Source organism: Streptomyces sp. QH1-20, from assembly GCF_041283565.1.
GTDB lineage: Bacteria > Actinomycetota > Actinomycetes > Streptomycetales > Streptomycetaceae > Streptomyces > Streptomyces syringius.
Genome location: NZ_CP166299.1, coordinates 6703006 through 6726157, shown reverse-complemented (window position 1 = coordinate 6726157; position 23152 = coordinate 6703006). Strand labels below are relative to the sequence as shown.

Genomic DNA, 23152 nt, shown 5'->3' with positions numbered 1-23152 from the left:
CCATCGCGGTTCATACCCCCAACAATGCCTCGCGCGGGGCGCCGCCGTCGTCGTCCCTGGGTACGGGTTCGGTCCTACTCCCGATGGAGGACCGGAGCAGTACGGAGGGTGGCGCCGTCACTCCCGTCGGAGGTGTCCGGCGCGGGTGGTCACGAGGGCCAATTCTCCCCGTCCTCTCAACCGGAATATCCGGAATCGACGTCATACGTACGCCGTCTGCTCTCCATGAATTTCCATGCCGCGGGGGCGGCACCGGGTCCGAGGGTGTCCGGAAAACTCGTTGCCAATCCTCACTGCGGACCTATGGACTCGACGCGAGCGCCGGCACGGGAATTGGTTGTACATCACGGGGGGAACCACCATGTGCAGCACTTCACCAATTTGGCATGCTCATGCACCCAGCGAAGGCGAGGGACGAAAGGGCCGCCGCGTCACCGTCATCGGCGCCGGGATGGCCGGGCTGGTGGCGGCCTACGAGCTGGAGCGACTGAATTACCGGGTCCGGATACTGGAAGGCAACACCCGTATCGGCGGGCGCGTCCACACCCACCGGTTCGGCCCCGCCCCCGGCGCACCGTCGGTGGAACTGGGCGCCATGCGCATTCCGGACCGTCACCACCGCACCCTGAAATACATCGAACATTTGCGCCTCGGTGAAAATGTTCGGGAATTCAGGACCCTGCTGTCGGACGAGAACGCTTTTCTGCACACGGCCGAGGGGTTCGTGCGGATCCGGGACGCCTCCGGTCCGCTGCACCGCGGCTTCCGGCGCGAGCTCGCGCGGGAGCGCCACCCCGGCTCGTACGACGACGCCACCGTCGCCTTCGGCGCCTGGCTCACCGCCGTCGTCGGGGCCATCGCCCCGCCGGACCTGCGGGACGCGCTGCGCGCGGACCTGCGCCGACAGCTGCTCGACCTGGTCGCCCGCGTCGGTCCGGCCCCGTATCCGGCCGGGGCCGGGGCCGCCGGGGGCCGGGTGGACCTCCACGCGCTCTTCGCCGCGCACCCGGGGATCAGGGCCGGTTGCAGCGGCCGGCTCAACAGCTTCCTCGACGACATCCTCACCGAGACCAGCCCCGCGCTGCTGCGGATCGAGGGCGGCATGGACCAGCTGCCCCGCCGGCTCGCCGAGCGGCTGCGGGGCCCGGTGGCGTGCGGCCGCAAGGTGGTGGGCATCGACGTACGGGAGCACGACGTGCTGGTCCGCTCCCGGGCGGGCGTCGGCACGGTCGTCGAGCCCAGCGACTTCGTCGTCTGCACGGTGCCCTTCCCGGCGCTGCGGCGCATGCGGCTGACCGGCCTGGACGCCGACAAGCTGGCCGTGCTGCGCGAGGTCGACTACTGCCCGGCCACCAAGGTGGCCTTCCACTGCCGGGAGCCCTTCTGGCAGGCGGACGGCATCGCCGGCGGGGCCTCGTTCACCGGCGGCAGCATCCGCCAGACGTACTACCCGCCCGTGGACGGCGGCCCGGGCCGGGGGGCGGCGCTGCTGGCCAGCTACACGATCGGCCGCGAGGCCGGGCGGCTGGGGCGGATGTCGCCCCGCCGCCGGCACCGGCTCGTCCTGGAGGAGCTGAGCGCGGTCCATCCCGAGCTGCTGCGGCCCGGCATGGTCCTGGACGCGGTGAGCACGGCGTGGGGGCACACCCCGTGGACCGTGGGCTGCGCGATGCGCTGGGGCAAGGACGCGGCCGAGGTCGAGCGGGAGCGGACCCGCGCGGCCCGCCCCGTGCGCCGGCTGTTCTTCGCGGGCGAGCACACCTCGACGACCCCGGCGTGGATCGAGGGAGCCGTCGAATCGGCGCTGCGGGCCGTCGAGGAGATCGACGGGTACGCGCCGGGCCGCCACCCCGCAGCCGCCCTCGGGATCCACGACCCGGCGGGAGCGTGCTGATGAGCGTCTTCGACCTGCCGAGGCTGCACTTCGCCGGAGTCGCGACGACGAAACTGCCGACCGGGCCGCGCTGCGGGCACGTCGACCTGTCCGCGAACCGGGTACTGACCGACGAGGGGCCCTTCCCCGCCGACCGTCCCGCAAGCGACTTCCACGCGTATCTCGACGAGCTCGGCCCACGCTTCGACCGGGACGGGCGGCTCGCGCCGCACGGGGAGTTCAGCCTCGCCAAGGGCTGGAACTTCGACGGCAACGGCCACTTCCTGATGGACGCCCGTATCGTCGCCGCCGAGGGCCCCGACGGGATGCTCGCCGTCGCCGATCCGGCGGTCGGCCGCGGCGTGGACGTATGGGGCCACTACAACGACTATCTGCGCACCACCGTCAACCGGGCCCGTGTCTTCGACCTCGACCCCGCGTCGCGGTGGACCACGGCCCTGATGGTGGGCCGGTTCGGCTTCGGCCGCGTCGGCCGCTCGCACGACCGGGGCTATCTGTTCACCGGTGGGGTGAACGGTCTCCAGCCGCCGCGCTGGGTCGACTTCGGCCACATCCTGGACATCGGCGACCATGTGCTGGCCCCGCAGTTGCGCTACTGCGCGGTGCACCAGTTCGTGGTGGCGGACGACGAGGACGCCGACTGGCTCCCCGACGCCGGGACCTCCCCCGTGGTGGGCGCGCTGCGCCAGGCCCTGGACGGGGGTGCGGACGGTCTCGTCGTGCAGTTCGCGCTGGACGGCATGTCGTCGCCCGTGGCCCCGGACGCGCCGAGCCACTGGCGGGTCCGGGGGACGATCGCCCCGTGGCACCGTGACGAGCTGCGCACCTACCCGGCGGGGCGGCTGCTCGTGCCCGGCCCGCCGCCCGCGGGCGGCAGCGTCCTGCACCACCTCACGGTCGGCCTCGCGGCCGGGCGGGCGGCGTTCAACATGGTCTCCGCCGTCCCCCTCACCGGCCGGGCCGAGCAGGCGGGCCCCGGCCCGCTGCACCGGCTCGGCCCACCGCTGGACCTCGGCGACCTGGAGCTGCGGGCCGCCGACTCCGGCCGGCTCGTCGCCCGGCTGCCCTCGGCGGCGTACCGCGACGACCTCACCTCGGGCATCGTCACGGTGCCCGCCGAGCCCGGCTGGGAGGCGGCCCACGACGCGGCGCTGTATCTGACCGGCGTGCTGCCCGACGGGCGGCGGGCGACGCTGCTGACCGAGCGGGAGACGGTCGTCCAGAGCGACGAGGCGCTGACGGCCGTGCACCACCGCGACCTCGCCCACGGCCGCGACCACGCCGTGGTGGTGCCGCTGCGCAGTTACGTGCGCGGCCGCCCGGCGAGCGCGGGCCCGGTGACCGTGCGGCAGTACGCCAACCCCCGTGCGCTGCCCGGCCACCGGCCGGCCGGGACGCCCGGCGCCCGCTGCGGCGACGCGGTGACCCTGGGGCTGCGCGCGGGCCCGCCGGACGGGCCCGGCGCCTTCGCCCCCGAGTGCGTCGTGGAGACGGACGAGCACGGCCACGGCCTGCTCACCCTGCGCGGTGAACGGGCGGGCACCTGCCGGGTCCTGCTGTCCACCGGCCCCGGCGACGTGCCGGACACCGACCCCGACGCCCCGGGATCGGCGTGGGCGGCCTACGACGACGAGGACTCGCTCGGCTTCTGGGCGGGCGCCGGGGCCCTGGCCGTACGGGTCCTGCCCGACGACTGGCACCTGGACGACGTGCCCCGCGAGGACGTGGACTTCGAGCTGCTGCACCGGGAGGTCTTCGCCTACTACGAGCAGATCTCCACCTTCATGACCTCGGAGGTGTTCAGCCTCGCCGACCGCTGCAAGGTGGCCACGTACGCGGAGCTGGCCTGGCAGATGTGCGACCCGGGCAACAAGGCCAAGACGTACTACATGCCGCCCACCCGCGATCTGACGGATCCCAAGGCGCGGCTGCTGCTGGCGTACCTGCGCAACCAGCAGGCGCGGGTGCGGCCGCCCGTCCCGGTGCCCGCCGTGCCCGGCACCGGGACGGGCATCACCACGCGCGGCCAGTTGTGGACCGCGCTGAAGCAGGCCGCCGCCCTGGAGCTGGCGGTGATGCTGCAGTACCTCTACGCGGCCTTCTCGCTGCCGACCCACGGGGCCGGGCGGCAGTACGTCCGGCGCGGGCTGTGGACGCCCGCGCAGCTGGAACTCGCGTGCGGCCGGGGCGGGGCCACGACGGACGACGGGATGCGCGGGGCGCTGCTGAACGTGGCCCGCGAGGAGATGATCCATTTCCTGGTGGTCAACAACATCATCATGGCGATCGGTGAACCGTTCCACGTCCCGGCCGTCGACTTCGGCACGATCAACTCCGTGCTGCCGGTGCCGCTGGACTTCGCGCTGGAGCCGTTGAGCGTCGGCAGTGTGCAGCGGTTCATCGCGATCGAACAGCCCGCCGGGCTCGTCCCGGAGCTCCGGCGGGAGGGCGAGGGGCGCCCGGAGGCGGACAGCGGCCCGAAGCGGCGGCGGGCGTTCGCGTGGGGCTCGGTGAGCGAGCTGTACGCGGGGATCCGCGAGGGGTTGCAGCGGGTGCCCGAGCTGTTCCTGGTGGAGAAGGGCCGGGGCGGCGGCGAGCACCACCTGTTCATGCGGGAGTCGCTCAACGCCACGCACCCCGACTACCAGTTGGAGGTCGACGACCTGTCGAGCGCGCTGTTCGCGGTGGACTTCATCACCGAACAGGGCGAGGGCGGCGCCCTCGGCCACGGCCCCGGCCGGCCCTCGGACGAGTCGCACTTCCAGACGTTCCTGCGGATCGGTGAGGCGCTGACGACCGAGCGGGTCGAGGGCCCGTACGGGCGGCTGGCACCGTGGAACCCCGCCTACCCGGCGCTGCGCAATCCGACGGTGGAGCCGGGCGACGGCGCGAAGGACCCGATCACGGACCCGGAAGCGCGCGCGGTGGCCCGGCTGTTCAACCGCTCGTACTTCCTGATGCTCCACCTCATGGCGCAGCACTTCGGGGAGAGCCCCGACGCGAGTCTGCGCCGCTCGAAGCTGATGAACGCGTCCATCGACGTGATGACCGGCATGATGCGCCCGCTGGCGGAGCTGCTGGTCACCATGGAGTCGGGGCGGCGCGGCCGGACGGCGGGACCGACGTTCGAACTCGATGTCGCGCCCGTCGCCAATCCCCGGCCCGACGTGGCGCGCCGCGCGCTCGCGCTGCGCTTCGAGCACCTGTCGGCGGCGGCCCTCACGTGCCCGCCGGTGCCGGTGCAGGTTCCCGAAATGATGGCGTTCTACGCCGACTTCTTCCGCAGGACGCAGGGTAGGTCATGAGTCGAATTCTTCGCACGACGGACGTACTGATCGTCGGCGGTGGCCCGGTGGGCCTGGCGCTGGCACTGGACCTGAAGTACCGAGGTGTCCCCTTCATGGTGCTGGACTCCTCCGACGGCACGGTCACCCATCCGAAGGTGGGCACGGTCGGCCCCCGGTCGATGGAGCTGTTCCGGCGCTGGGGCGTCGCCGACCGGATCCGGGCCGCGGGCTGGCCCGGGGACCACCCCCTGGACATCGCCTGGGTGACCGCGGTCGGCGGCCACGAGATCCACCGCCTGGAGTTCGGCACGGCCGACCACCGGCCGCCGCTGGCGTACACCCCCGAGCCGGAGCAGGTGTGCCCGCAGCACTGGCTCGGCCCGCTGCTCGCGCGGGAAGTGGGTGTGCACCCCGACGGCCCGCTGCGGCGGCGCTGCCGCCTCGACCGCTTCACCCGCTACGACGACCACGTCGTCGCGACGGCCACCGACCTCGACGACGGCTCGCGGCTGAGGATCCGCGCCCGCTATCTCGTCGGCTGCGACGGGGCGTCGTCGCTCGTCCGCAAGGCCGCGGGCATCGCGGCCCCGGCCCGCTACGACACGCGGGTCTTCCGCAACATCCTCTTCCGCGCGCCGGGGCTGCGCGAGCGGCTCGGTGCGCGCGGCGCCCTGGTGTACTTCCTGACCCAGCCGCCGACGTTGCGCTACCCGCTGCGGTCCATGGACGGCCGGGACCTGTACCGGCTGACGGTGAGCGGGCCGGGCCCGGCGGGCCCTGAGCCGGAGGCTGCCGGGCAGGACGCGCTGACGATGATCCGCAACGCGATCCGGTACGACACCCCGGTGGAGGTCCTCTCCGAGAACGTCTGGCATCTGACGCACCGCGTGGCCGAGCGCTACCGACACGGCCGTGTCCTGCTCGCGGGCGATGCCGCGCACACCCTCTCGCCGTCCGGTGGCTTCGGTATGAACACCGGTATCTGCGACGCCGCCGACCTGGGGTGGAAGCTCGCCGCGGAGCTGGCGGGCTGGGCCGGCCCGGGGCTGCTCGACTCCTACGACACCGAGCGCCGCCCGGTCGCCGAACGCAGCCTGGAGGAGGCCAACGCCCATCTGCTGCGGACGACGCGCCGCGAGCTGCCCAAGGCGATCCTGCTCGACTCCGCCGAGGGCGCCCGCGCACGGGCGAAGCTGTCGGAGGGCATGGAACGGAGCGGGGTGCGGCGCGAATTCGACTCGCCGGACGTGCACTTCGGCTTCCGTTACGTGTCACCCGTCGTGATCCGCGACGGCAGGAGGGAGCGGGACTGGCGCACCGACGCCCTGCCCGGGGCCCGGGCCCCGCACGCGTGGCTGGGTGCGGACACCTCGACGCTGGACCTGTTCGGCGACAGGTTCCGGCTGCTGTGCTTCGCCGACTCCGACCGGCTGGCCGCGTTCGAGGCGGCCTTCGCGCACCGGGGCGTCCCGTTGAAGGCGACGCGGTGCCACGACGCGTCGGTGGCGGGGCTCTACCGCAGCGCGTTCGTCCTGGTGCGCCCGGACGGCCATGTCGCCTGGCGCGGCGCGGCACTGCCGAGGGACGTGCTGCGGGTGGCGGACACCGTCCGGGGCGCGCTGTGAGCGGGGGCGCACCGGGCCCGTTCCGCACGGCCGATGTCGACGTCACCGACCCCTACCCCTGCTACCGCCGCTACCGGGAGGAGGACCCGGTCCACCGGGGTGAGGACGGGTGGTACCTCTTCCGGCACGCCGATGTGGCGCGGGTGCTGTCGAGCCGCCGGTACGGCCGGGGCGGGCTGCCCGCCCGCCTGCCCGAGGAATGCCCCCATCTGCGCGGGACCGTCGCGAACTGGATGGTCTTCATGGACCCGCCGCGCCACACCCGGGTGCGCGCGCTGGTGGCGAAGGCCTTCACACCACGGGTCGTGGAGGGGCTGCGTCCGCGTATCGGTGAGCTCGCGGCGGGCCTGGTCGCGGAGTTGGCCGAGGGGGCGGCCGCGCAGGGCGAGGCCGACCTCGTGGACGGTTTCGCGGCACCGTTCCCGATTCTCGTCATCAGCGAGCTGCTGGGGGTGCCGAAGGAGGACCGGCCGTGGTTCCGCGCCCGCGCGGTGGATCTCCAGCAGGCGACCAGCGCGCGCGTCGCCCGGCGGCCGGACGCGTTCGCGGTGGCGGAGGCGGCGGCGCGGGAGTTCGGGGCGTACTTCCGCGCCGAGTTCGCCCGCCGTCGCGCCAAGGCGGCGGGCGGCGGGACGGATCTGATCGCGGCAATGCTGGCCGAGCCGGTGCGGACCGGCATCGACGAGGACCTGCTGGCGGGCACCTGTGTGCACCTCCTGACAGCGGGCCACGAGACGACGACGAACCTGCTCGCCAAGGGTCTCCTCGCGCTGCTCGCCCACCCCGGCCCGCTGGACCGGCTCCGGGCCCGCCCGGGGTCACTGCCGGGCGCGGTCGAGGAGCTGGTCCGCTACGACTCCCCCGTTCAGATGATCAGCCGGTGGGCTCTCGAGGACGACCGGGTCGGCGGGCGCGTCATCCGGCGGGGCGAGAAGGTCACCCTCGTCCTCGGCTCGGCCAACCGCGACCCCGAGCGCTTCCCCGACCCCGACCGCCTGGACCTTCACCGCGACGCGCGCCGCCACACCGGTTTCGGCCTCGGCATCCACTACTGCGTCGGCGCCCCGCTGGCCCGGGCCGAGGCCGAGATCGGGCTCACCGCGCTCCTGGGCCTGCCGGGGCTCGCCCTGACGGACGAGCCGGTGCGGTGGGCGGACGACCTGGTCTTCCACGGGCCGGCGCGCATGATGGTGCGCGGGGACGAGCGGCCTACCCACGGGGAGTGAACCACCGCCGGACGTAGGCCTCCAGCTCCTCCACCGTGTCGGTGGAGATGCCGATGTGCCGGTCGGGCCGCACGAGGATCAGCGACCCGGCCCCGGCCAGCCGCCGCCGCGCGCTCCGCGCCGGGTACGGGCGGACGTGCTCGACCGGCATGGCGCAGCTGTCGGTGAGCCGCCGCAGCCGGGCGTCGTCGACGCAGGCTCCGGGGGCGGTCAGCAGGGTCCAGCGCTCGTAGGAGAGCAGCTCGTGGAGGCGGCGGCGCCGCCCGTCGAGGAGGACGGGGAGGTCGGGCAGCCGGTCACCGGCGAGGAGGGAGCGGTACCGGCTCGGGGTGCTGTCGGAGAGACGGCTCTCCCGGTGGTGCATGGTCAGATCGCTGAGGACGGTCCGGATGCGTCCGGCGAACCACTCCCTGCGCATGAGGTGCGGCCCGGCGAGGCGCATGCCGAGCAGGGTGAGCCGGGTGGGCGGCAGCTCCAGGACGTCGTGCCGCATCGCGCGCATCACCTTCCGGGCCGTGAGCCGCTGCTCGGTGGCGTACGTGTCGAGCAGCGCGTCGACCGCCCAGCCCCGGTGGACGGCGGCGAGCTTCCACCCGAGGTTGTGCGCGCCGCGCAGCCCGGTGTTGAGCCCGTGCCCGCCGATGGGCGCCCACAGATGCGCGCTGTCCCCCGCGAGCAGCGCCCGCCCGACCCGCAGCGACCCCGCGAACCGGTCCTGGAAGCGGGCCCGGTTGGCCCACGGCGGATCGGTCGGCACGAGGGTGGTGCCGGGGTCGTGGGCGGCGTCGGCGACGAGAGCGCGCATCTCCTCGACGGTCGGGGCGTGGTCGATCGTGGGGTCGGGATCGGTGCTGAAGCAGAAGAACCGGTAGCCGCCGCCGGGGCGGGGCGAGACCCCGAGGGAAGCGCCGCGCACGAGGAAGAAGTAACTGCGGTCGGGGGCGTAGGGGTGCTTCCAGTCGGCCTCGGCGTTGATCTGTACGCACTGCAGATTCGGCCGGCGCGCGCCCTCGAACGGTATGCCGAGCGCCTTGCGCACCATGCTGTGCGACCCTTCGCACCCGACAACCCAATGACACCGGACGCTCGTACCGAGCCCGTCGGCTCCCCGCAGTTCGACGACGGCCCCGTCGTCGGAGGTCCGTACGCCGACCGCCTCCGTCGACCACCGGATCTCCCCGCCCACCTCCCGCAACCGCTCCCCGAGCAACCGTTCCACGGCGTCCTGCTCGATCGACAACGGCCGTGGATAGGCGGTCTCCCCGGCCCCGAGGTCGATCCCCCCGACCTCCCGCCCCTCGGCGACCACCTCGACCCGCCGCAACGCCAGCCCCTCGGCCAAGAAGGCCTCCGCGCACCCCAGATCCCGCAACACCTCGAGCGCCCGCTGCCACACCACCCCCGCCCGTGCCTCCCGCTTCCCCCGCGCCCCCTTCTCGACGACGACGACATCGATCCCGTACTGACGCAAGGCAATGGCGAGCGCGAGGCCGGTGGGCCCGGCTCCGACGACGACGACATCCCGGATCTTGCTCACTGACGTCTCCCCCTCGTTCCGCCCGTGACGCGGCGGCCACGCCGCTGTCCACTCATCGTGGGGGAACGCCGACCGGGCCTCAACGGGGCGCATTCGGGGGGCGGTCGTTCCGGATCGAACGGGGCCGTGCCGCGTACCGACAGGCGGGTCGGCTCAGGAATCCGGCTCGTCACGGCCCGGCTCGCCGCGCCGCCCGGAACGTACCGTGCTGCGCACGACAGCCTCTTTGAAGGCCGCCGCGGCGCGTCCTGTCAGGACGAGCCTGCGCGGCCGGTCGTCGGCGTGCGTGAACTGGACAACACCGTCGTGCCGGCCGAGGCTGATGTTGGTGAAGGCATAACCGATCCGGACGGGCCCGGGTTCCCGGCCTGCCAGCCGAGCCGCGACGACATCGGCCACGCCCCGGCCCATGGGCAGCGCTGTCTGGCAGGACATCCGGCTCGGGGCCCCGCCCGCCGACAACCCGGCAGCCGCGTCACCGACGGCGTACACCTCAGGGTGCGAGACCGAGCGCAGGGTGGCGTCGACGAGCATCCGACCGCTCCCGTCCGTGGCGAATCCTGCCGCGCGGGCCAGCTCCGGCGCACGGAACCCGGTGGCCCACACCACGGCGTCAGCGGCGAACGACGTGCCGCCGCGGGTCTCCAGACCGTCCTCCCGCACCGCCGTGACGACGGTGCCCGGATGCACCGCGACGTCCAGCCGGTCCAGAGCGCGCCGCAGGTGGGCCCGGGCTCGCGGCGCGAGCCCCGCACCGACATCACTGGCACCGGTGAGCAGACTGACGCGCAGGCCGGGATAGCTTTCGGCCAGCTCCGAGGCGATCTCCAGCCCGGTCAGCCCTCCGCCGACCACCGCGACAGTGCCGCCGGACGCGATCTGGGCAACCCTGTGCCGCAACCGCGTCGCCTGCTCGAGGCCGGCGACAGCGTCGGCGTGCTCGGCCGCCCCGGGAACATCGTCGAGCCGGGCCTGGCTGCCCACCGCGTACACCAAGGTGTCGTAGCAGATCTCCCGGGGCGCGACGTCGGTACACACCGTCCGGCGAGTGGGGTCGATCGCGGTGACGCGGCCGACGACCAGCCGGACCGATGTGCCGCTGAGCTGTTGACGCAACGACGGTGCCGCCAGCCGCTGCCCGGCGGCCAGTTGATGGAGCCGGACCCGTTCCACAAACCGGTCCGAGGCATTGACCAGCGTGACGGTGACATCGCCGCGGCTCAGCTTGCGGGCGAGGCGCTCGGCCGCCGCCAGACCGGCGTAACCGGCACCTATGACAACGAGTCGATGACTCATGGCATGACTTCCTCTGTGACTACGGGCGGCCTTCGGCGCCGCCTCGGACATTCGGCCACCGCGCGGCCGGTGTCAGACCGCGGAGGTGGCCACTGCGACCGCCCAGACGATGTACAGGGCGTTCACCACCAGCCGGGCCACCGCACCGACCGGCCGCTCCAGCAACCGGGAGCGGTCCGGCCGCGCGCGTCGCAGCGCGTCCACATGGGACACCTGGTAGCAGATGATCAGGACGGCGGCGGCCCAGCCCCCGGCCGTTCTGCCGCACGGAACGAGCACCAGCGCACCCACCACGACCTCCGCCGCCCCGCTGACGGCCACGAGGAGCCGCTCCCGGCGGAACCAGGCGGGCACCAGCAGACGGAAGTAGCCGGGGGTCAGAAAATGCATGACCCCCGTGACGACCAGGAACGCCGCCAAACCGACGGCAGCGATAGCGTGCATGGCACGATGATCCGTTCACCTCGAGCCTGGGCACTTGAACAAAACGATCGCCGCACGGTCTTCGCCTCCGGCACCGAGGCGACGATGTTCGCCGAGTCCCGCCCGTTCCGCGTCGCCCCGCACCGGCTGCCTGCCTGGAAAGCCGTGCTGCCGATCGGCGGCCACGCCGAACTCCACCAGCCGGGCAGGCCCGTGACGGCAGCGCCCGGGCTGATCGTTCCGCCCCAGCTGACCCACGCGTGTGCGGCGACCTCGCCCTACATCGCCCTGTTCATCGACTCCTGGCTGCTGCCCTCCCGCCCCGAGCCGGTACGGCTCGACGCGGGCGAGGTCCGCCGCGTACTCGCCACGCTCGGCACCACCGATTCCGACGGCCCCGGCCCCTGTGTGGACCTGGCCGCCGGATACGGCGAGCTGCGGGCACTCGCCGGGCGCCCGGCCCCGCTCGATCCGAGAGTCGCCCACGCTGTCGACCTGTGTACATCGCTCGATCCGGACATGCCCCTCACCTCCGTCGCCATCGAGGTCGGCCTGTCGGAGCCGCGGCTGCGCGCCCTGGTCCGCCAGGACGTGGGCATTACGCTCACCCGCCTGCGCCGATGGGGCCGGCTCCGTACCGCGATCGCCGATCTGCCGGGTTCGACCGCGGCTCTGGCCGCAGCCACCGCGGGCTTCGCCGACCAGGCCCATCTCGCCCGTACCGCGCGGGACTTCATCGGACGCACGCCCGTCTCGCTGCGACGCGCTGAGACTTAGACGCCGACTCTTCCACGCACACATGAACGAATCGTCACGCTATACGGTGAACCGGGCTGTATTCGCGGGTCAGTACATAAAGGTCGGGCACGCGCACTGTGCAGGTTCCCGGGCGCGGACTTCCCCAGGCCGAGCGCCCGTCCGACATTCACCGACGCCGCGCGCTCCGCGGAGGTGACGCGGCTCCGACGAAAGGGAACGCGAACATGGCAACTGACGCTTCTACCGGGCTGCAAGGGCTCGATCCCGGCGTCTGGGAGCAACTGGCCCGGGCCGTCAACGATCTGAAGCCGGAAGGCGAACCCGGCACGACCGCCGAGGCGCTGAAGCAGGACTACATCGCAGAGGCTCAGCGCTTCGAGGAAAAGGGCGTGGAGGCCCCCGAGGTCACCCAGGCCCTGTCCGGCCAGGCCGACAAGTGGGAGCCCTGGGAGATCAAGGTCATTGGCCCCATCAGTGTCTACGGGGGTGCCGAATTCTCCTTCGGTGAGCACTGGGTACTGCGCGCGGAAGTAGGCATCAAGCTGTCCGGCAAGGTGATCTGGAAAGAGGGATTCAACCTCAACTCCAAGCTGAACAGCATCACCTGGGAGAAGAGCCTCGGACCGGTCCGGGGCAAGCTCAGCGTGGGGATCCACGGCGAGAAGAAGTGTCTTCAGGTGAGCGGCGAGGCCTGCTACTGGTGGGGAAAGTGGCACTGTGCGGGCTTCAACGAAACCCTCGGGTGCTTCGGCTGAAGCTGTCCCGCGCGGCTGGTGGGGGCCGGGTACTCGGCTCGCGTCCCATTCAGGAAGCGGTGCGGTCTCCGACCCGAATCCACCAGCGTATGCGCGCATACGCGAGCGCCGAATGGGCTCCTACCCCGGACCGTGACACGGGGTAGGAGCCCCTTCCATGACGAGACCTGTCGAAGCTCAACTCACGGCGCGTACGAGCCCCTGACCGACACCCGATGCCGCCTGGCCGACGCCCGAGGCAACACCCGATACCGTCTGGCTGAGCCCCGACGCCACACCCGACGCCGCCTGTCCGACGCCGCCGCCGACATCTGCCGGCGCCGCGTGCGCGGGAACGGCCAAGGCTCCGGCCGACCCGAGAAGCACGCTCAGAGAGACGATGACCAGAAGACGGTGAACGCGCTGCATGCTGCTCCTCACAAGCGGATGCTGCCAGGGACCACCCCCAGGTTTCCCCCGGCAATACCAGGGACACTCGCGGGAACCGGCGCATGGGGCCATCCGGAGGCGCGCACCTCAAGGGTTGCCGCCGGAGGTTTTGGGGAGCCCTAGTGACCGCTCGGCGGCTCGAAACAGCCCGTTTCCAGAAATCGGCCGTTGACCTGGACCTGGTAATTGGTCGTCTGCACGAAGGCGGTCACACAGGCGTCGCGACGGACGTTGAGGGCGACGCTGGCCCCTGGGTTCCTGTCGGGGTCGTGGGCCTGTACGAAGAGCGTTCCACGCCCCTGCTCGCTGTCCGGACCCTCGTTTCGGTAGCCCAGTTTGAGCAGCGCCTCACGCACGCTCTTGGCATCCCAGGTCTTGGCTGTCCAGAGCCGCTTGAGGACGGGCTCGATGCGGGCGGCTTCGGTGCGGGCGGCCTTCTCGCTGTCGGCTGACATGTCCTTGGGGGCCTTGAAGCCGTTGTTCTCGCGGTAGTGCGGGGCTCCGTCGTGGGCGTCGGGCTCCACGTTTCCTCGCGCGGGGCCCTGGGGAGAGTGCGCGGGCGCCGGGGCTCCGGTGTTCGAGGTGGGGCCGGCCGCTGTCGGGCCGGTGCGCTCCTGGCCGCAGGCGGTCAGGGCAGTGCCGAGGAGGAGGCCTGCGGCGACGTATCGGGATCTGGATATCCGCATGAGTTGCACTCTGCCACGTCGTCCTCCAGAGGGGGCCGGGGCGGGGGCCACCGCCGCTGTCCACTCATCCTGGAGGAACGCTGGCCGAGCCCCGACGGGCGTATGCGGGGACTGCCGTTCCGAATCGGCGAATTTCGCGGTGCGATACGCGTACGGCGTACCGTGACCGTAGGCGCTCCACTTCCTGACGGGCAGGGACATGGCGACGACACTCGGGGACCGGCTCGGCGAACTGCGGATACGACGCGGCTTGACGCAGGAGGGACTCGCCGAGAAGTCCCGGCTCAGCGTGGACACGGTGCGGAAGCTGGAGCAGAACCAGCGGCTGACCGCCCGTATGACCACGCTCAACAAGCTCGCGCGAGCACTGGACGTGGAGGCCTCCGTGGCGGCGATGCCGCGCTCGGCGCGGAGTGCCGAGAGAGTGCCGGCCTCGGTGACGCCCGGCGCACTGATCTCCAGCAGGCCGCGACCGCCTGAGCGGGTGAACTGCGCCTCAGTGCCCGCGGATCCTCCGCAGCGGCAAGCAACAGATCCGTGTCGAGCCGCGCCGACCAGGCGAGCAATGTCACGATGGGAATGTCATCACCCACAGGTCCGCCAGCAACGGCACGGCCGATTCCGCTTCAGAGTCCTCCTTGCCACCGCGACAGTGGCAGCCATTGCCATCTGGCTACGAACGTGATTCTGCAGATGAGGCCGCGTCGTCGTTGCAACCGTGGTCGCCCCACTCTTTGAGGAGCTCGGCCAAGCTTGCAAGCGGCGTTGTCATCGGCCAGGGAGAACGTTCTTCACGACCTGTCCACGTCAGGTGAACCACAGCCCAGGGGAACGGGCGGTTCGCGACGCTGAACAGGACGTCGTCGCATCCTTCGCATCTCGCCACAGCGGTGACCTCCACTCCGTGCAGTGGGTGCCCAGGAGGAAGCTCGCGACGCAGCTCCAAGTCGAAGCCGTGCATGCCACCATCGGGCACCCACCACGGGGCGGGCAGGAGCGAAGGGTCATCCGGCATGTGCTGCATCACAGCATCCTCGCAGAACCCCCTGGGCCGGCCTTGATCGGCCGGACAGGCTCCAGCGGCCTCATCCAAGGTTCCTGACCGGTCGCCTCGCGGGGCGTCACACTGCCGGTCGCAGGAAAACCCGGATCCTACTGGTCACGCGCTGGTCACGCGGACCTGCGATCCCACACCGGAGAAACAGAAAAACCCCACCGGAGTGGGGTCACTGCTGGTGTCCGAGGGGGGACTTGAACCCCCACGCCCGATAAAGGGCACTAGCACCTCAAGCTAGCGCGTCTGCCATTCCGCCACCCGGACCAGGTGCTGTCTCCGCGAGGTGTTCCCCCGCAGCGGCACGGCCAACAATACCAAGGTTTTGGAGTGCCTTTCAGCAGGTCAAGGGGGCGCGGGCCGCCCCGGGGGTGCGAGGCCCCGGGGCGGCCCGCGCCGGGGTCAGTCCCGCGCCTCCGCCGAGACCGGCTTCGGGATCAGGAACGATGCCGCGAGCGCGGCGCCCAGGATGACGACGCCCGCGATCATGCCGGAGGTGTAGCCGGTGGACGAGGTCGCGTCCGTGGGGGCGGTGGCCGTCTTGACCGCGTAGAGGAGGGCGAAGCTGAGGCCCGCGCCGAGGTTGAAGGCGCCCGCGTTGAGGCCCGGGAGGAAGCCCGGGTTGTCGGCCGGGGAGTGGACGATGCCGAGGCCGTTGAGGACGATGTTCGCCACGCCCGCGTAGGTGATGCCCACGAGGATCGACGCCGCCAGCAGCATGACGCGCGAGTGGGCCGGGATCGTGAGGATCATCAGGACGACCGAGGCCGCGGAGCCGATGAGGCCGAGGCGCAGGACGCGGCCGTAGCCGAAGGTGGCGGCGAGGCGGCCGGCGACAGGGCCCATGGCCAGGCCCGCGAGGGCGTAGGGCGTCAGGGTCCACCACGCGGACTGCTCGGCGCTCATGCCGAGGCCGGCCTCGGCGTCCTGGGCGAACGCCGGGATCAGCCCGTTCATGACGGCGAACACGCCCGTCATGGTGAGCACGGTGGTCAGCAGGGTCGCCCAGGTGGCGCGCCGGCGCAGGTGACCGGTGGCGACCAGCGGGTGGGTCGTGCGGTCCTCGGTCCGCCAGAACAGGGCGAAGGCGACGGCGGCGACGGCCACGAGCCCGCCGGCCAGGAGCCAGTTCGCGGCGCCGAGCTTGCCCGCCTCGTTCAGGGCGATGAGCAGCGAGCCGACGGACACGACGAGGAACGCGACGCCGCGCCAGTCCATCCGGCCGGCGGCGGGGACCTTGGACTCGGGGGTCAGGGTGGCGACGAGGACGGTGGCGACGACCGCCACGACGGCCATCGACCAGAAGACGGCCTCGAAGCCGTGGTTGTCGGCGAGGAAGCCGCCGGCCAGGGAGTCGACGCCGGCGATGCCGCCGTTGACCGCGGTGATCACGCCCAGCAGGGTGCCGTACCGCTTCGGCTCGGTGATCTCGACCCGCAGCATGATCAGGCAGAGCGGGACGGTCGGGCCGGAGACGCCCTGGATGACACGGCCGACGAAGAGCATCGGCACGCTCGTCGCCAGCGCGGCGACCACGCAGCCGACCGCCATGAGCACCAGCATTCCGGCCAGGACCTTCCGGCGGCCGATGACGTCGCCGAGGCGCGGCAGGAAGAGCGAGAACAGGGCGGCGGAGGTGAAGAACGCCGTCTGGGTGAGCCCGATCTCCGCGGAGTCGGCACCGAGGCTGTCCTCGATGCTCTTCAGCGCGGGGCTGAGCATGCTCGCGTTGAGCTGGAAGGCGATGCAGGCGGTGAGGAGCGCGGTGACCAGCACGGCCACCCGGGTGGGGCGCCCGCCCGTCGAACCGGTGGGCTGATCGTCGGTGATGCGGTCAGTGAGGGAAACGTTCATGCCTCGGGGATCTCTGGGAGCGCAGCACAGCGGCTGCTGCCGGGGCGGGGCCTGGGGCACCGCGTCCGGTCGAACGGCAATATCTCTGGGCTGCCGGCCGACCCTCGGGCACGCCTTGGGTCACACCGCCTCCCAAACACAGAAAAACCCCAGCAAAAGCTGGGGTCTCCACTGGTGTCCGAGGGGGGACTTGAACCCCCACGCCCGATAAAGGGCACTAGCACCTCAAGCTAGCGCGTCTGCCATTCCGCCACCCGGACCGGGTGTGCGTCCCGCAGGTGTTCCCCGCGGCGACATGGATAACAATACCAAGGTTTCGGAGTGCCTTTCACCTGGGTATTCGCGAGGGGCATAAGGTCCTTTTATGGGCAAAGAGGGACACTTCGCCTCGCCGAGGAGCACCCCGCGGCGGCCGCGGGCCTTGTCGCCGTTGCGGGAGCATCTGCGGGACACCTTCTGGTTCACACCGACCGTGGGCCTGGTGGCGGCGGGGCTGCTGGCCGCCGGGGTGCTGGAGCTGGACCGGCTGCTGATCGAGGTCCTCCAGGAGGAGCAGGACTACGACACCGTCGAGTCGCTGATCGGCATCGCCGACGACACCAAGACGATCGTCACGACGGTGGGCTCGGCGATGCTGACCTTCATCGGTGTCGTGTTCTCCATCTCACTCGTCGCGCTCCAGATGGCCAGTGGGCAGTTCTCACCGCGCGTCGTGCGGCTGTACGTCCGCAGCAGGATCACCAAGGCCACGTTCGCGGTGTTCCTGGCGACATTCCTGTTCGCGCTGCTGGTGCAGGCGTCGTACGAGGGGGAAACCGATCCCCGCGTGGTGCGGACGGTGCCGATCGTCTCCAGCCTCGCCTGCGTGGGCATGGTCCTGGTGAGCCTGGCGCTGTTCATCGCGTATGTGAACTCCACCCTGCGGCTGATGCAGGTCAGTCACGTCGTCGACCGGATCACCCGGGAGTCGTTCCGGGTGCTGGCCCGGCTCGGGACGGTGGACAGCGGGGCCGTGCCGCTGCCGGGGGCCACGGCCGAGATCGCGTATCCGGGGCGGGCGGGGGTGCTGCGGGATGTGAACATCGCCCGCCTGGTGCGGGTGGCGCGACGGCACGGGGTGGTGTTGCGGCTGATCCCGCGGATCGGGGACTTCGTGGTGCCGGGGACGCCGTTGCTGGCCGTGCACGGCCGGGGCGGGGTGCCGCCGCAGCGGATGCTGCGGTACACCGTCTCCGTCGGGGTCGAGCGGACCTTCCACCAGGATCTGGCCTTCGGGCTGCGGCAGCTGTCGGACATCGCACAGCGGGCCCTCTCCCCCGCGGTCAACGACCCGACGACCGCCGTGCAGTGCCTGGACCGGATCACCCAGTTCCTGGCCGCGATGGCGGGCCGGCCGCTGGGGGCGCTGCACCACAGTGACGGCAAGGGCGTCGTACGGCTCGTGCAGGACCTGCCCGGCTGGACGGGCCTCGTCGACCTCGGCTTCACCGAGATCCGTGGCTGTGCGATCGGTAATCCGCAGGTCACCCGGCGGTTGATGGCCGCGCTGGACGATCTGTGGCGGCTGGCTCCCGAGGACCGGCGGCCACCGCTCGAGCGGCACCGCGCGCTCCTGGCACAGGCCGTGGAGCGCGCGGTGCCGGAGGCCGCCGACCGGGAGTTCTCGCTGCTGCCGGACCGTCAGGGCATCGGGTGACCCGGCCCGGACCGGATCAGCCCGCCTGGCGGGTCGGCATCAGGTGGTACTCGGGGAAGTTCCCCGGCAGTCGCTCCTCCGCCGCGCGCGGGCCGTCCGTCACCGCCCGGACCAGCAGTTCCCCGCCCACGAACGCCCCGCGCCACGACGCCCCGAAGCCGCCGAACAGCTCGTCGCGGTCGCCGCGCGAGCGCGGCTTGCCCCGGCCGACCTTGAAGGCGCGGATCTGCGGGGCCAGCCGCTCGTACGCCGCCTCGTCGTCCGTGGAGAGCGAGGCGACGAGGGCGCCGTTGCTGGCGTTCATGGCGGCGAGCAGCTCGGCCTCGGTGTCCACGAGGACGATCGTGTCGACCGGGCCGAACGGTTCGGCGTGGTGCAGGGGCGAGGATGGGGGCGGGTTGAGGAGGGCCACGGGGGCCACGTAGGCGGAGACGTCCTGGCCGGGCAGGAAGCGGCCGGCGGTCAGGTCGCCCTGATGCAGGGGAATCGCGCCCCGGTCGATGGCCTCCGCCACGTGGTCGGTCAGTTCCTTGGCCTTGGCGGCGTTGATGAGGGGGCCGAAGTCCGGCTCCGGCAGGGCGTCCGCGGGGTCGGCGACAGCCAGCGGATGGCCGGGGGTGACCGACCGCACCGCCGGGAGGTACACCGCGAGGAAGTCCGCGAACGCCGACCGCTGGACCACGAAGCGCGGGTACGCCGTGCAGCGCTGCTTGCCGTAGTCGAAGGTCTTGCGGATCTGCGGGGCCAGCGCGTCCCAGCCGGTGAAGTTCCACACGCCCCAGGTGTTGAGGCCCTCCTGCTCCAGGATGTGGCGCTTGCCCAGGTCCGCGAGGGCCGTGGCGACCCGCGCGCCGGTGTCCCGGCCGCCCACGAACGAGACGCAGCCGATCTCCGGCGACCGCACCAGCGCCTCCGACAGCTCGGCGCCGCTGCCGCTGACCAGGGTCACCGGCAGCCCCTCGCGGGCCGCGAGGGCGCAGGCGAGGGTCAGACAGGCCAGCCCGCCGTCGGTGGGGGTCTTCGCGATGACCGCGTTGCCCGCGAGGGCCTGGACGAGCATGGCGTGGACGAGGACGCTCATCGGGTAGTTCCAGCTGGCGATGTTGCTGACCGGGCCGGGCAGCGGCACCCGGCCGGCGACCATGGCGTCGATGCCCGCCACGTACCAGTGGACGCCGTCGATGGCCCGGTCCACGTCCGCCCGGGCCGTCCGCCACGGCTTGCCGATCTCCCAGACGAGGAGGAGGGCGAGCAGGTCGCGGTGCTCGGTGAGCGCGTCGAGGGTGGCGGCCACCCTGGCCTTGCGTTCGGCGAGCGGGACCTCGCGCCAGGCGCGGTGCTGATCGAGGGAGGCCCGTACGGCGTGCCGGGCGGTGGCCCTCTCCAGGCGGGGCGGACCGGCGATGGGGGTGCCGTCGACGGGGGTCGTCGCGGGCAGCGGACGGCCGTCGGCCTGCCAGGTGCCGTTCCACAGGTTCAGGACACGATCGCCTCGGAACGCCTCCGGGGCGACCGCCAGGCAGCGCTGCCAGGCGGTGGCCCATTCGGTGCCGGGCTTGAGCAGGAGGGTGGTTTTGGAGGAGGAGGAGCTTCCAGGGATGACTGCCATCGGTGTCTCCGCTCTCGGTGCACGGGGGCTCCCCTGCCGGGGCAAGGGGAGTGCGGGGCGGGGAAGTGGCGCGGTCGTGCCGTACTACGGACCGTTCTCCTTGCCATAACCGAGCATTACCGAACGGTAGCCACGTGGCGGGCCGCCCGCCGGGCCCCCGCGTCGGATGAGGCCCACGTCACTCCCGGAGCAGCCGGCCGGGGACTGCGCGGCCCGGGGCCGAGGCCAGCGGGGACAATGAGCCGTCCACCGCCGCCACCAGCACCGGGACTGATCGACATGGGACGGGTCACCGAACGACGCCGCGTCATCCGCATTCGCGAGGGGGCCGTCAGCACCCGGCCCGACACCCTCGTGGCCGAGGAGCCGCTGGAGATCCGGCTGAACGGCAAACCGCTCGCGATCACCATGCGCACCCCCGGTGACGACTTCGCGCTCGCGGCGGGCTTCCTGGTCAGCGAGGGCGTCCTCGGCAGTGCCGAGGAACTGGCGAATATCGTCTACTGCGCGGGCGCGACGGAGGACGGTGCGAACACCTACAACGTCGTGGACGTCCGGCTCGCGCCCGGCGTGCCCGTCCCCGACATCAGCCTGGAACGGAACGTCTACACCACGTCCTCCTGCGGCCTGTGCGGCAAGGCCAGCCTGGACGCCGTACGGACCACCGCGCGTTGGCCCGTCACCGACGGGCCGACGCCGATGCGGCTCGAACCCGCCCTGCTCGCGGTCCTGCCCGACCGGCTGCGGGAGGCACAGCGGGTCTTCGACCGCACCGGCGGGCTGCACGCGGCGGCGCTCTTCACGCGGGACGGCGAACTCCTCGACGTCCGCGAGGACGTGGGCCGGCACAACGCGGTCGACAAGCTCGTCGGGCGCGCCCTCCAGCAGGGGCTGCTGCCGCTCTCCGACGTGATCCTCCTCGTCTCCGGCCGGGCCTCCTTCGAACTGGTCCAGAAGGCCGTCATGGCCGGGATCCCCGTGCTCGCCGCCGTGTCGGCGCCGTCCTCGCTCGCCGTCGACCTGGCGGCGGAGACCGGTATGACCCTGGTCGGCTTTCTGCGCGGCTCCTCGATGAATGTCTACGCCGGGGAGCAGCGCGTTGCCCTAGGGTGAAAGCCGCCTGAGGCACGGGGCCCAAGTGGGGGGACGACACATGGCACCACGGCAGTTGCCGCCGTTACCGCAGTACCGCGTCGACGCGGTGACGCGCCGGATGTGTGCCACGACGCACATCGACGAGGACTTCACCGACGAGGTGCTGTTCGAGTTCACGGCGGACCGGCTCAAGGCCGTGGGGCTGCCGCTGGGCATCAACCTCGTCGCCCTCGTACGGCACGCGCTGGCGGCCCGGGGGCGGGCCGTGGCCCGGGACCGTACGCTGTCGCTGCTGCTGGCCGGGGCGCTGGCCGCGGTCCTGGGGATCTCCGTCTCGCTGGGCAACGGCTCCACGCCGGCCGCCGTCGGTTTCCTCCTCGCGCTGCTCGCGGTCGTGGTGGCCGCGTGGGTGGTGGCGTGCCGGGCCGCGTTCCAGGCGCGCCGGGCCGCGTTGGAGGTCTACCGGGGCAGCGCCGAGCCCGAGAAGCTGGCGCCTCCCGCGCCGCGGGAGACCGAGGACTATCTCAAGGCGCTGCGCCGGGCCAACGTCGTGCCGTACGACACGGAGGCGGAGTACGCCAACCCCTTCGTCGGCAGCGGGCAGAAGATCAAAGAGGTGGTGTGGGCGCCGATCGACGTGGGGCGGCCCGCCGATTCGCCATCCGGCGGGAAACTGACCATCAAGCCGTTCGACGCCGTCAGTCTCCACACCTATGTGGCGAAGGAGATGGCGAACATCGTCGGCCTGGAACGGTTGCGCGCCCAGAACCGGCTCTACATCCGCGGGTTGAACGTGCCGCACCTCGGTGCGGACCTGCTGCCCGATCCCCTCAAGCGCCCCCTCCCCCGCATCCCCCCGCCGCTGGTGCAGTCCGCCGTGGTGCGGTCCGGGGCGGGGATGCGCGCGTATCTGAGCCTGGAGATGGTGGGCGAGGGCGGCAATGTGGTGGTGTCGATGCATCTGCGGGCGCGGCTGCTGGATCCGAGGCTGTCGTGGGAGGTGGCCGCGTATGTGCTGGCGCCGACGAAGTCCCGGTTCCACGCGGTGGCGTATCTGCCGTTGGGCGGTTTCGAGCAGTGGTGGGCCGTCGTGCGGGAGCCGTCCTCCAACCCGCTGCGCGCCATGTGCGGCGCCCCGGGCCGGGCGCGGGACCGGCGGAGGGCCTTGCACCAGCACGAACGGGATCTGGAGAAGGTGCGCCGGCAGATCACCAAGTACCACGCCGCCTACGACTACGGGGCGTTGAACAGCCTGCGGGAGCGGGCCTCGGACTGGAACGCCATGGGCCACTCGGAGCGCACGGACGCGCAGGACATCTTCCAGCGGCTCCAGCAGGGTGTGCTGATCGCCACGGAGCGCTTCCTCCGCGACCACAACGTCGACACCGGTGACTTCGACCGCGCCCAGCAGGTCATCACCACCCAGACGTACAACATCTCGGGCGACATCACGGGCCCGAGCAACTTCGGCAACCACGGTCAGATCAACGCGTACGGGCAGCAGCAGGGCGCGGGCCAGCAGCAGGGCGGCGGCGCGCACCCCTGAGCCGGACGAGCACCCTGCACAGCCATTTGGAGGGATTCGATGAGTACGTACAACTTCCACGGCAATATCTCGGGGCCGGGCAACTACGGCGACAACGGGAAGATCGTGGTGCACCACGGCCAGTCGCCCGCCGAAGCCCTGCGGCTGGCCGGGGACTTGGTGCGGCAGTTGCGCGCCGAGAGCCCGGCGCTGGCCGGTGAGGCGGAGCTGCTGCGGGGCGAGCTGGTGCGGGCGGACGAGGAGGGGCGGCCCGCCGACCGGGGGCGGCTTCGGGAGTGGCTGGAGCTGATCTCGACGGGGGCCGCGGCCGGGAGCGGATCGTTCACCCTGGCCCAGGAGCTGGGGCGCGCCTTGGGGATGTGACACTCGCCTGGCCGGCGG

Annotated in this window: 17 protein-coding genes, 2 tRNA genes and 1 pseudogene; 11 read left to right on the top strand and 9 right to left on the bottom strand. The window is 72.0% G+C overall.

Annotation, left to right across the window (positions count from 1 at the left end):
- The first annotated feature begins 361 nt into the window (after positions 1-361).
- Genes AB8O64_RS30305 through AB8O64_RS30290 form a run of 4 tightly spaced genes read left to right on the top strand, consistent with a single transcriptional unit; the run spans position 362 to position 8032 of the window.
- Positions 362-1894 carry a flavin monoamine oxidase family protein gene (locus AB8O64_RS30305; RefSeq protein WP_370422616.1) on the top strand — a complete coding sequence of 511 codons (1533 nt, stop codon included), beginning with the start codon at positions 362-364 and terminating at the stop codon, positions 1892-1894.
- On the top strand, positions 1894-5199 hold the full coding sequence (locus AB8O64_RS30300; protein WP_370422614.1) for a ferritin-like domain-containing protein: 3306 nt from the start codon (positions 1894-1896) through the stop codon (positions 5197-5199). The genes AB8O64_RS30305 and AB8O64_RS30300 overlap by 1 nt, the downstream gene beginning before the upstream one ends.
- Complete coding sequence (locus AB8O64_RS30295; RefSeq protein ID WP_370422612.1) at positions 5196-6806, top strand: FAD-dependent monooxygenase; 1611 nt, start codon at positions 5196-5198, stop codon at positions 6804-6806. The genes AB8O64_RS30300 and AB8O64_RS30295 overlap by 4 nt, the downstream gene beginning before the upstream one ends.
- Positions 6803-8032 carry a cytochrome P450 gene (locus tag AB8O64_RS30290; RefSeq protein ID WP_370422610.1) on the top strand — a complete coding sequence of 410 codons (1230 nt, stop codon included), beginning with the start codon at positions 6803-6805 and terminating at the stop codon, positions 8030-8032. The genes AB8O64_RS30295 and AB8O64_RS30290 overlap by 4 nt, the downstream gene beginning before the upstream one ends.
- Here AB8O64_RS30290 and AB8O64_RS30285 read toward each other — a convergent pair.
- From AB8O64_RS30285 to AB8O64_RS30275, 3 genes are all read right to left on the bottom strand, one after another.
- Entirely contained in the window at positions 8016-9569 is a 1554-nt protein-coding gene (locus AB8O64_RS30285; RefSeq protein ID WP_370422608.1) for an FAD-dependent oxidoreductase, read from the bottom strand. The genes AB8O64_RS30290 and AB8O64_RS30285 overlap by 17 nt on opposite strands.
- 153 nt (positions 9570-9722) lie before the next feature.
- The gene (locus AB8O64_RS30280) at positions 9723-10865 is read right to left on the bottom strand and encodes an NAD(P)/FAD-dependent oxidoreductase (protein WP_370422607.1); all 1143 of its coding nucleotides are present in this window, start codon (positions 10863-10865) and stop codon (positions 9723-9725) included.
- Between the two features lie 72 nt (positions 10866-10937).
- Positions 10938-11309 (bottom strand): hypothetical protein, encoded by a 372-nt coding sequence (locus AB8O64_RS30275; protein ID WP_370422606.1) that lies wholly within the window; start codon positions 11307-11309, stop codon positions 10938-10940.
- Between the two features lie 6 nt (positions 11310-11315).
- On the opposite strand from AB8O64_RS30275, the gene AB8O64_RS30270 reads away from it, so the two are divergent.
- Both AB8O64_RS30270 and AB8O64_RS30265 read left to right on the top strand, forming a co-directional pair.
- Positions 11316-12065: a helix-turn-helix domain-containing protein gene (locus AB8O64_RS30270; RefSeq protein WP_370422604.1), complete on the top strand. Its 750-nt coding sequence runs from the start codon at positions 11316-11318 to the stop codon at positions 12063-12065.
- Between the two features lie 206 nt (positions 12066-12271).
- The gene (locus AB8O64_RS30265; RefSeq protein ID WP_370422603.1) at positions 12272-12802 is read left to right on the top strand and encodes a hypothetical protein; all 531 of its coding nucleotides are present in this window, start codon (positions 12272-12274) and stop codon (positions 12800-12802) included.
- Positions 12803-12979: 177 nt separating this feature from the next.
- Here AB8O64_RS30265 and AB8O64_RS30260 read toward each other — a convergent pair whose 3' ends face one another.
- Positions 12980-13210 carry a hypothetical protein gene (locus AB8O64_RS30260; protein ID WP_370422602.1) on the bottom strand — a complete coding sequence of 77 codons (231 nt, stop codon included), beginning with the start codon at positions 13208-13210 and terminating at the stop codon, positions 12980-12982.
- Positions 13211-13350: 140 nt separating this feature from the next.
- A complete protein-coding gene (locus AB8O64_RS30255) occupies positions 13351-13917 on the bottom strand; it encodes a hypothetical protein (protein ID WP_370422601.1) in 567 nt (188 codons plus the stop codon).
- 199 nt (positions 13918-14116) lie between these two features.
- Between AB8O64_RS30255 and AB8O64_RS30250 the strand changes: the two are divergent.
- A pseudogene (locus tag AB8O64_RS30250) lies at positions 14117-14302 on the top strand (helix-turn-helix domain-containing protein); the annotation flags it as partial.
- An 848-nt stretch (positions 14303-15150) separates the two neighbouring features.
- On the opposite strand, the gene AB8O64_RS30245 reads toward AB8O64_RS30250, so the two are convergent.
- The 3 genes from AB8O64_RS30245 to AB8O64_RS30235 form a co-directional block, all read right to left on the bottom strand.
- A tRNA-Leu gene (locus tag AB8O64_RS30245) sits at positions 15151-15238 on the bottom strand.
- 135 nt (positions 15239-15373) lie between these two features.
- A complete protein-coding gene (locus AB8O64_RS30240) occupies positions 15374-16825 on the bottom strand; it encodes an MFS transporter (RefSeq protein WP_370422600.1) in 1452 nt (483 codons plus the stop codon).
- A gap of 172 nt (positions 16826-16997) precedes the next feature.
- Positions 16998-17085 (bottom strand) — tRNA-Leu (locus AB8O64_RS30235).
- Positions 17086-17189: 104 nt separating this feature from the next.
- On the opposite strand from AB8O64_RS30235, the gene AB8O64_RS30230 reads away from it, so the two are divergent.
- Positions 17190-18521 (top strand): DUF2254 domain-containing protein, encoded by a 1332-nt coding sequence (locus AB8O64_RS30230; RefSeq protein WP_370422599.1) that lies wholly within the window; start codon positions 17190-17192, stop codon positions 18519-18521.
- Positions 18522-18537: 16 nt separating this feature from the next.
- On the opposite strand, the gene AB8O64_RS30225 is transcribed toward AB8O64_RS30230, so the two are convergent.
- Positions 18538-20130 carry an aldehyde dehydrogenase family protein gene (locus tag AB8O64_RS30225; protein WP_370422598.1) on the bottom strand — a complete coding sequence of 531 codons (1593 nt, stop codon included), beginning with the start codon at positions 20128-20130 and terminating at the stop codon, positions 18538-18540.
- Positions 20131-20409: 279 nt separating this feature from the next.
- Between AB8O64_RS30225 and fdhD the strand changes: the two genes are divergently transcribed.
- The 3 genes from fdhD to AB8O64_RS30210 are packed head-to-tail and all read left to right on the top strand — an operon-like array spanning position 20410 to position 23134.
- A complete protein-coding gene (gene fdhD / locus AB8O64_RS30220; protein ID WP_370422597.1) occupies positions 20410-21243 on the top strand; it encodes a formate dehydrogenase accessory sulfurtransferase FdhD in 834 nt (277 codons plus the stop codon).
- A gap of 40 nt (positions 21244-21283) precedes the next feature.
- Positions 21284-22771, top strand: coding sequence for a hypothetical protein (locus AB8O64_RS30215; RefSeq protein ID WP_370422595.1), 1488 nt, complete (start codon positions 21284-21286; stop codon positions 22769-22771).
- Between the two features lie 39 nt (positions 22772-22810).
- The gene (locus AB8O64_RS30210) at positions 22811-23134 is read left to right on the top strand and encodes a hypothetical protein (protein WP_370422593.1); all 324 of its coding nucleotides are present in this window, start codon (positions 22811-22813) and stop codon (positions 23132-23134) included.
- Positions 23135-23152 lie beyond the last annotated feature (18 nt).

What these genes read in the sequence shown, in the direction of transcription:
- AB8O64_RS30270 (WP_370422604.1), top strand. Translation starts at nt 11,316, where the DNA reads ATGATCCGTTCACCTCGAGCCTGGGCACTTGAACAAAACGATCGCCGC.
- AB8O64_RS30255 (WP_370422601.1), bottom strand. Translation starts at nt 13,917, where the DNA reads ATGCGGATATCCAGATCCCGATACGTCGCCGCAGGCCTCCTCCTCGGC.
- AB8O64_RS30295 (WP_370422612.1), top strand. Translation starts at nt 5,196, where the DNA reads ATGAGTCGAATTCTTCGCACGACGGACGTACTGATCGTCGGCGGTGGC.
- AB8O64_RS30260 (WP_370422602.1), bottom strand. Translation starts at nt 13,210, where the DNA reads ATGCAGCGCGTTCACCGTCTTCTGGTCATCGTCTCTCTGAGCGTGCTT.
- AB8O64_RS30280 (WP_370422607.1), bottom strand. Translation starts at nt 10,865, where the DNA reads ATGAGTCATCGACTCGTTGTCATAGGTGCCGGTTACGCCGGTCTGGCG.
- AB8O64_RS30215 (WP_370422595.1), top strand. Translation starts at nt 21,284, where the DNA reads ATGGCACCACGGCAGTTGCCGCCGTTACCGCAGTACCGCGTCGACGCG.
- AB8O64_RS30265 (WP_370422603.1), top strand. Translation starts at nt 12,272, where the DNA reads ATGGCAACTGACGCTTCTACCGGGCTGCAAGGGCTCGATCCCGGCGTC.
- AB8O64_RS30225 (WP_370422598.1), bottom strand. Translation starts at nt 20,130, where the DNA reads ATGGCAGTCATCCCTGGAAGCTCCTCCTCCTCCAAAACCACCCTCCTG.
- AB8O64_RS30275 (WP_370422606.1), bottom strand. Translation starts at nt 11,309, where the DNA reads ATGCACGCTATCGCTGCCGTCGGTTTGGCGGCGTTCCTGGTCGTCACG.
- AB8O64_RS30230 (WP_370422599.1), top strand. Translation starts at nt 17,190, where the DNA reads ATGGGCAAAGAGGGACACTTCGCCTCGCCGAGGAGCACCCCGCGGCGG.
- fdhD (WP_370422597.1), top strand. Translation starts at nt 20,410, where the DNA reads ATGGGACGGGTCACCGAACGACGCCGCGTCATCCGCATTCGCGAGGGG.
- AB8O64_RS30305 (WP_370422616.1), top strand. Translation starts at nt 362, where the DNA reads ATGTGCAGCACTTCACCAATTTGGCATGCTCATGCACCCAGCGAAGGC.
- AB8O64_RS30300 (WP_370422614.1), top strand. Translation starts at nt 1,894, where the DNA reads ATGAGCGTCTTCGACCTGCCGAGGCTGCACTTCGCCGGAGTCGCGACG.
- AB8O64_RS30210 (WP_370422593.1), top strand. Translation starts at nt 22,811, where the DNA reads ATGAGTACGTACAACTTCCACGGCAATATCTCGGGGCCGGGCAACTAC.
- AB8O64_RS30240 (WP_370422600.1), bottom strand. Translation starts at nt 16,825, where the DNA reads ATGAACGTTTCCCTCACTGACCGCATCACCGACGATCAGCCCACCGGT.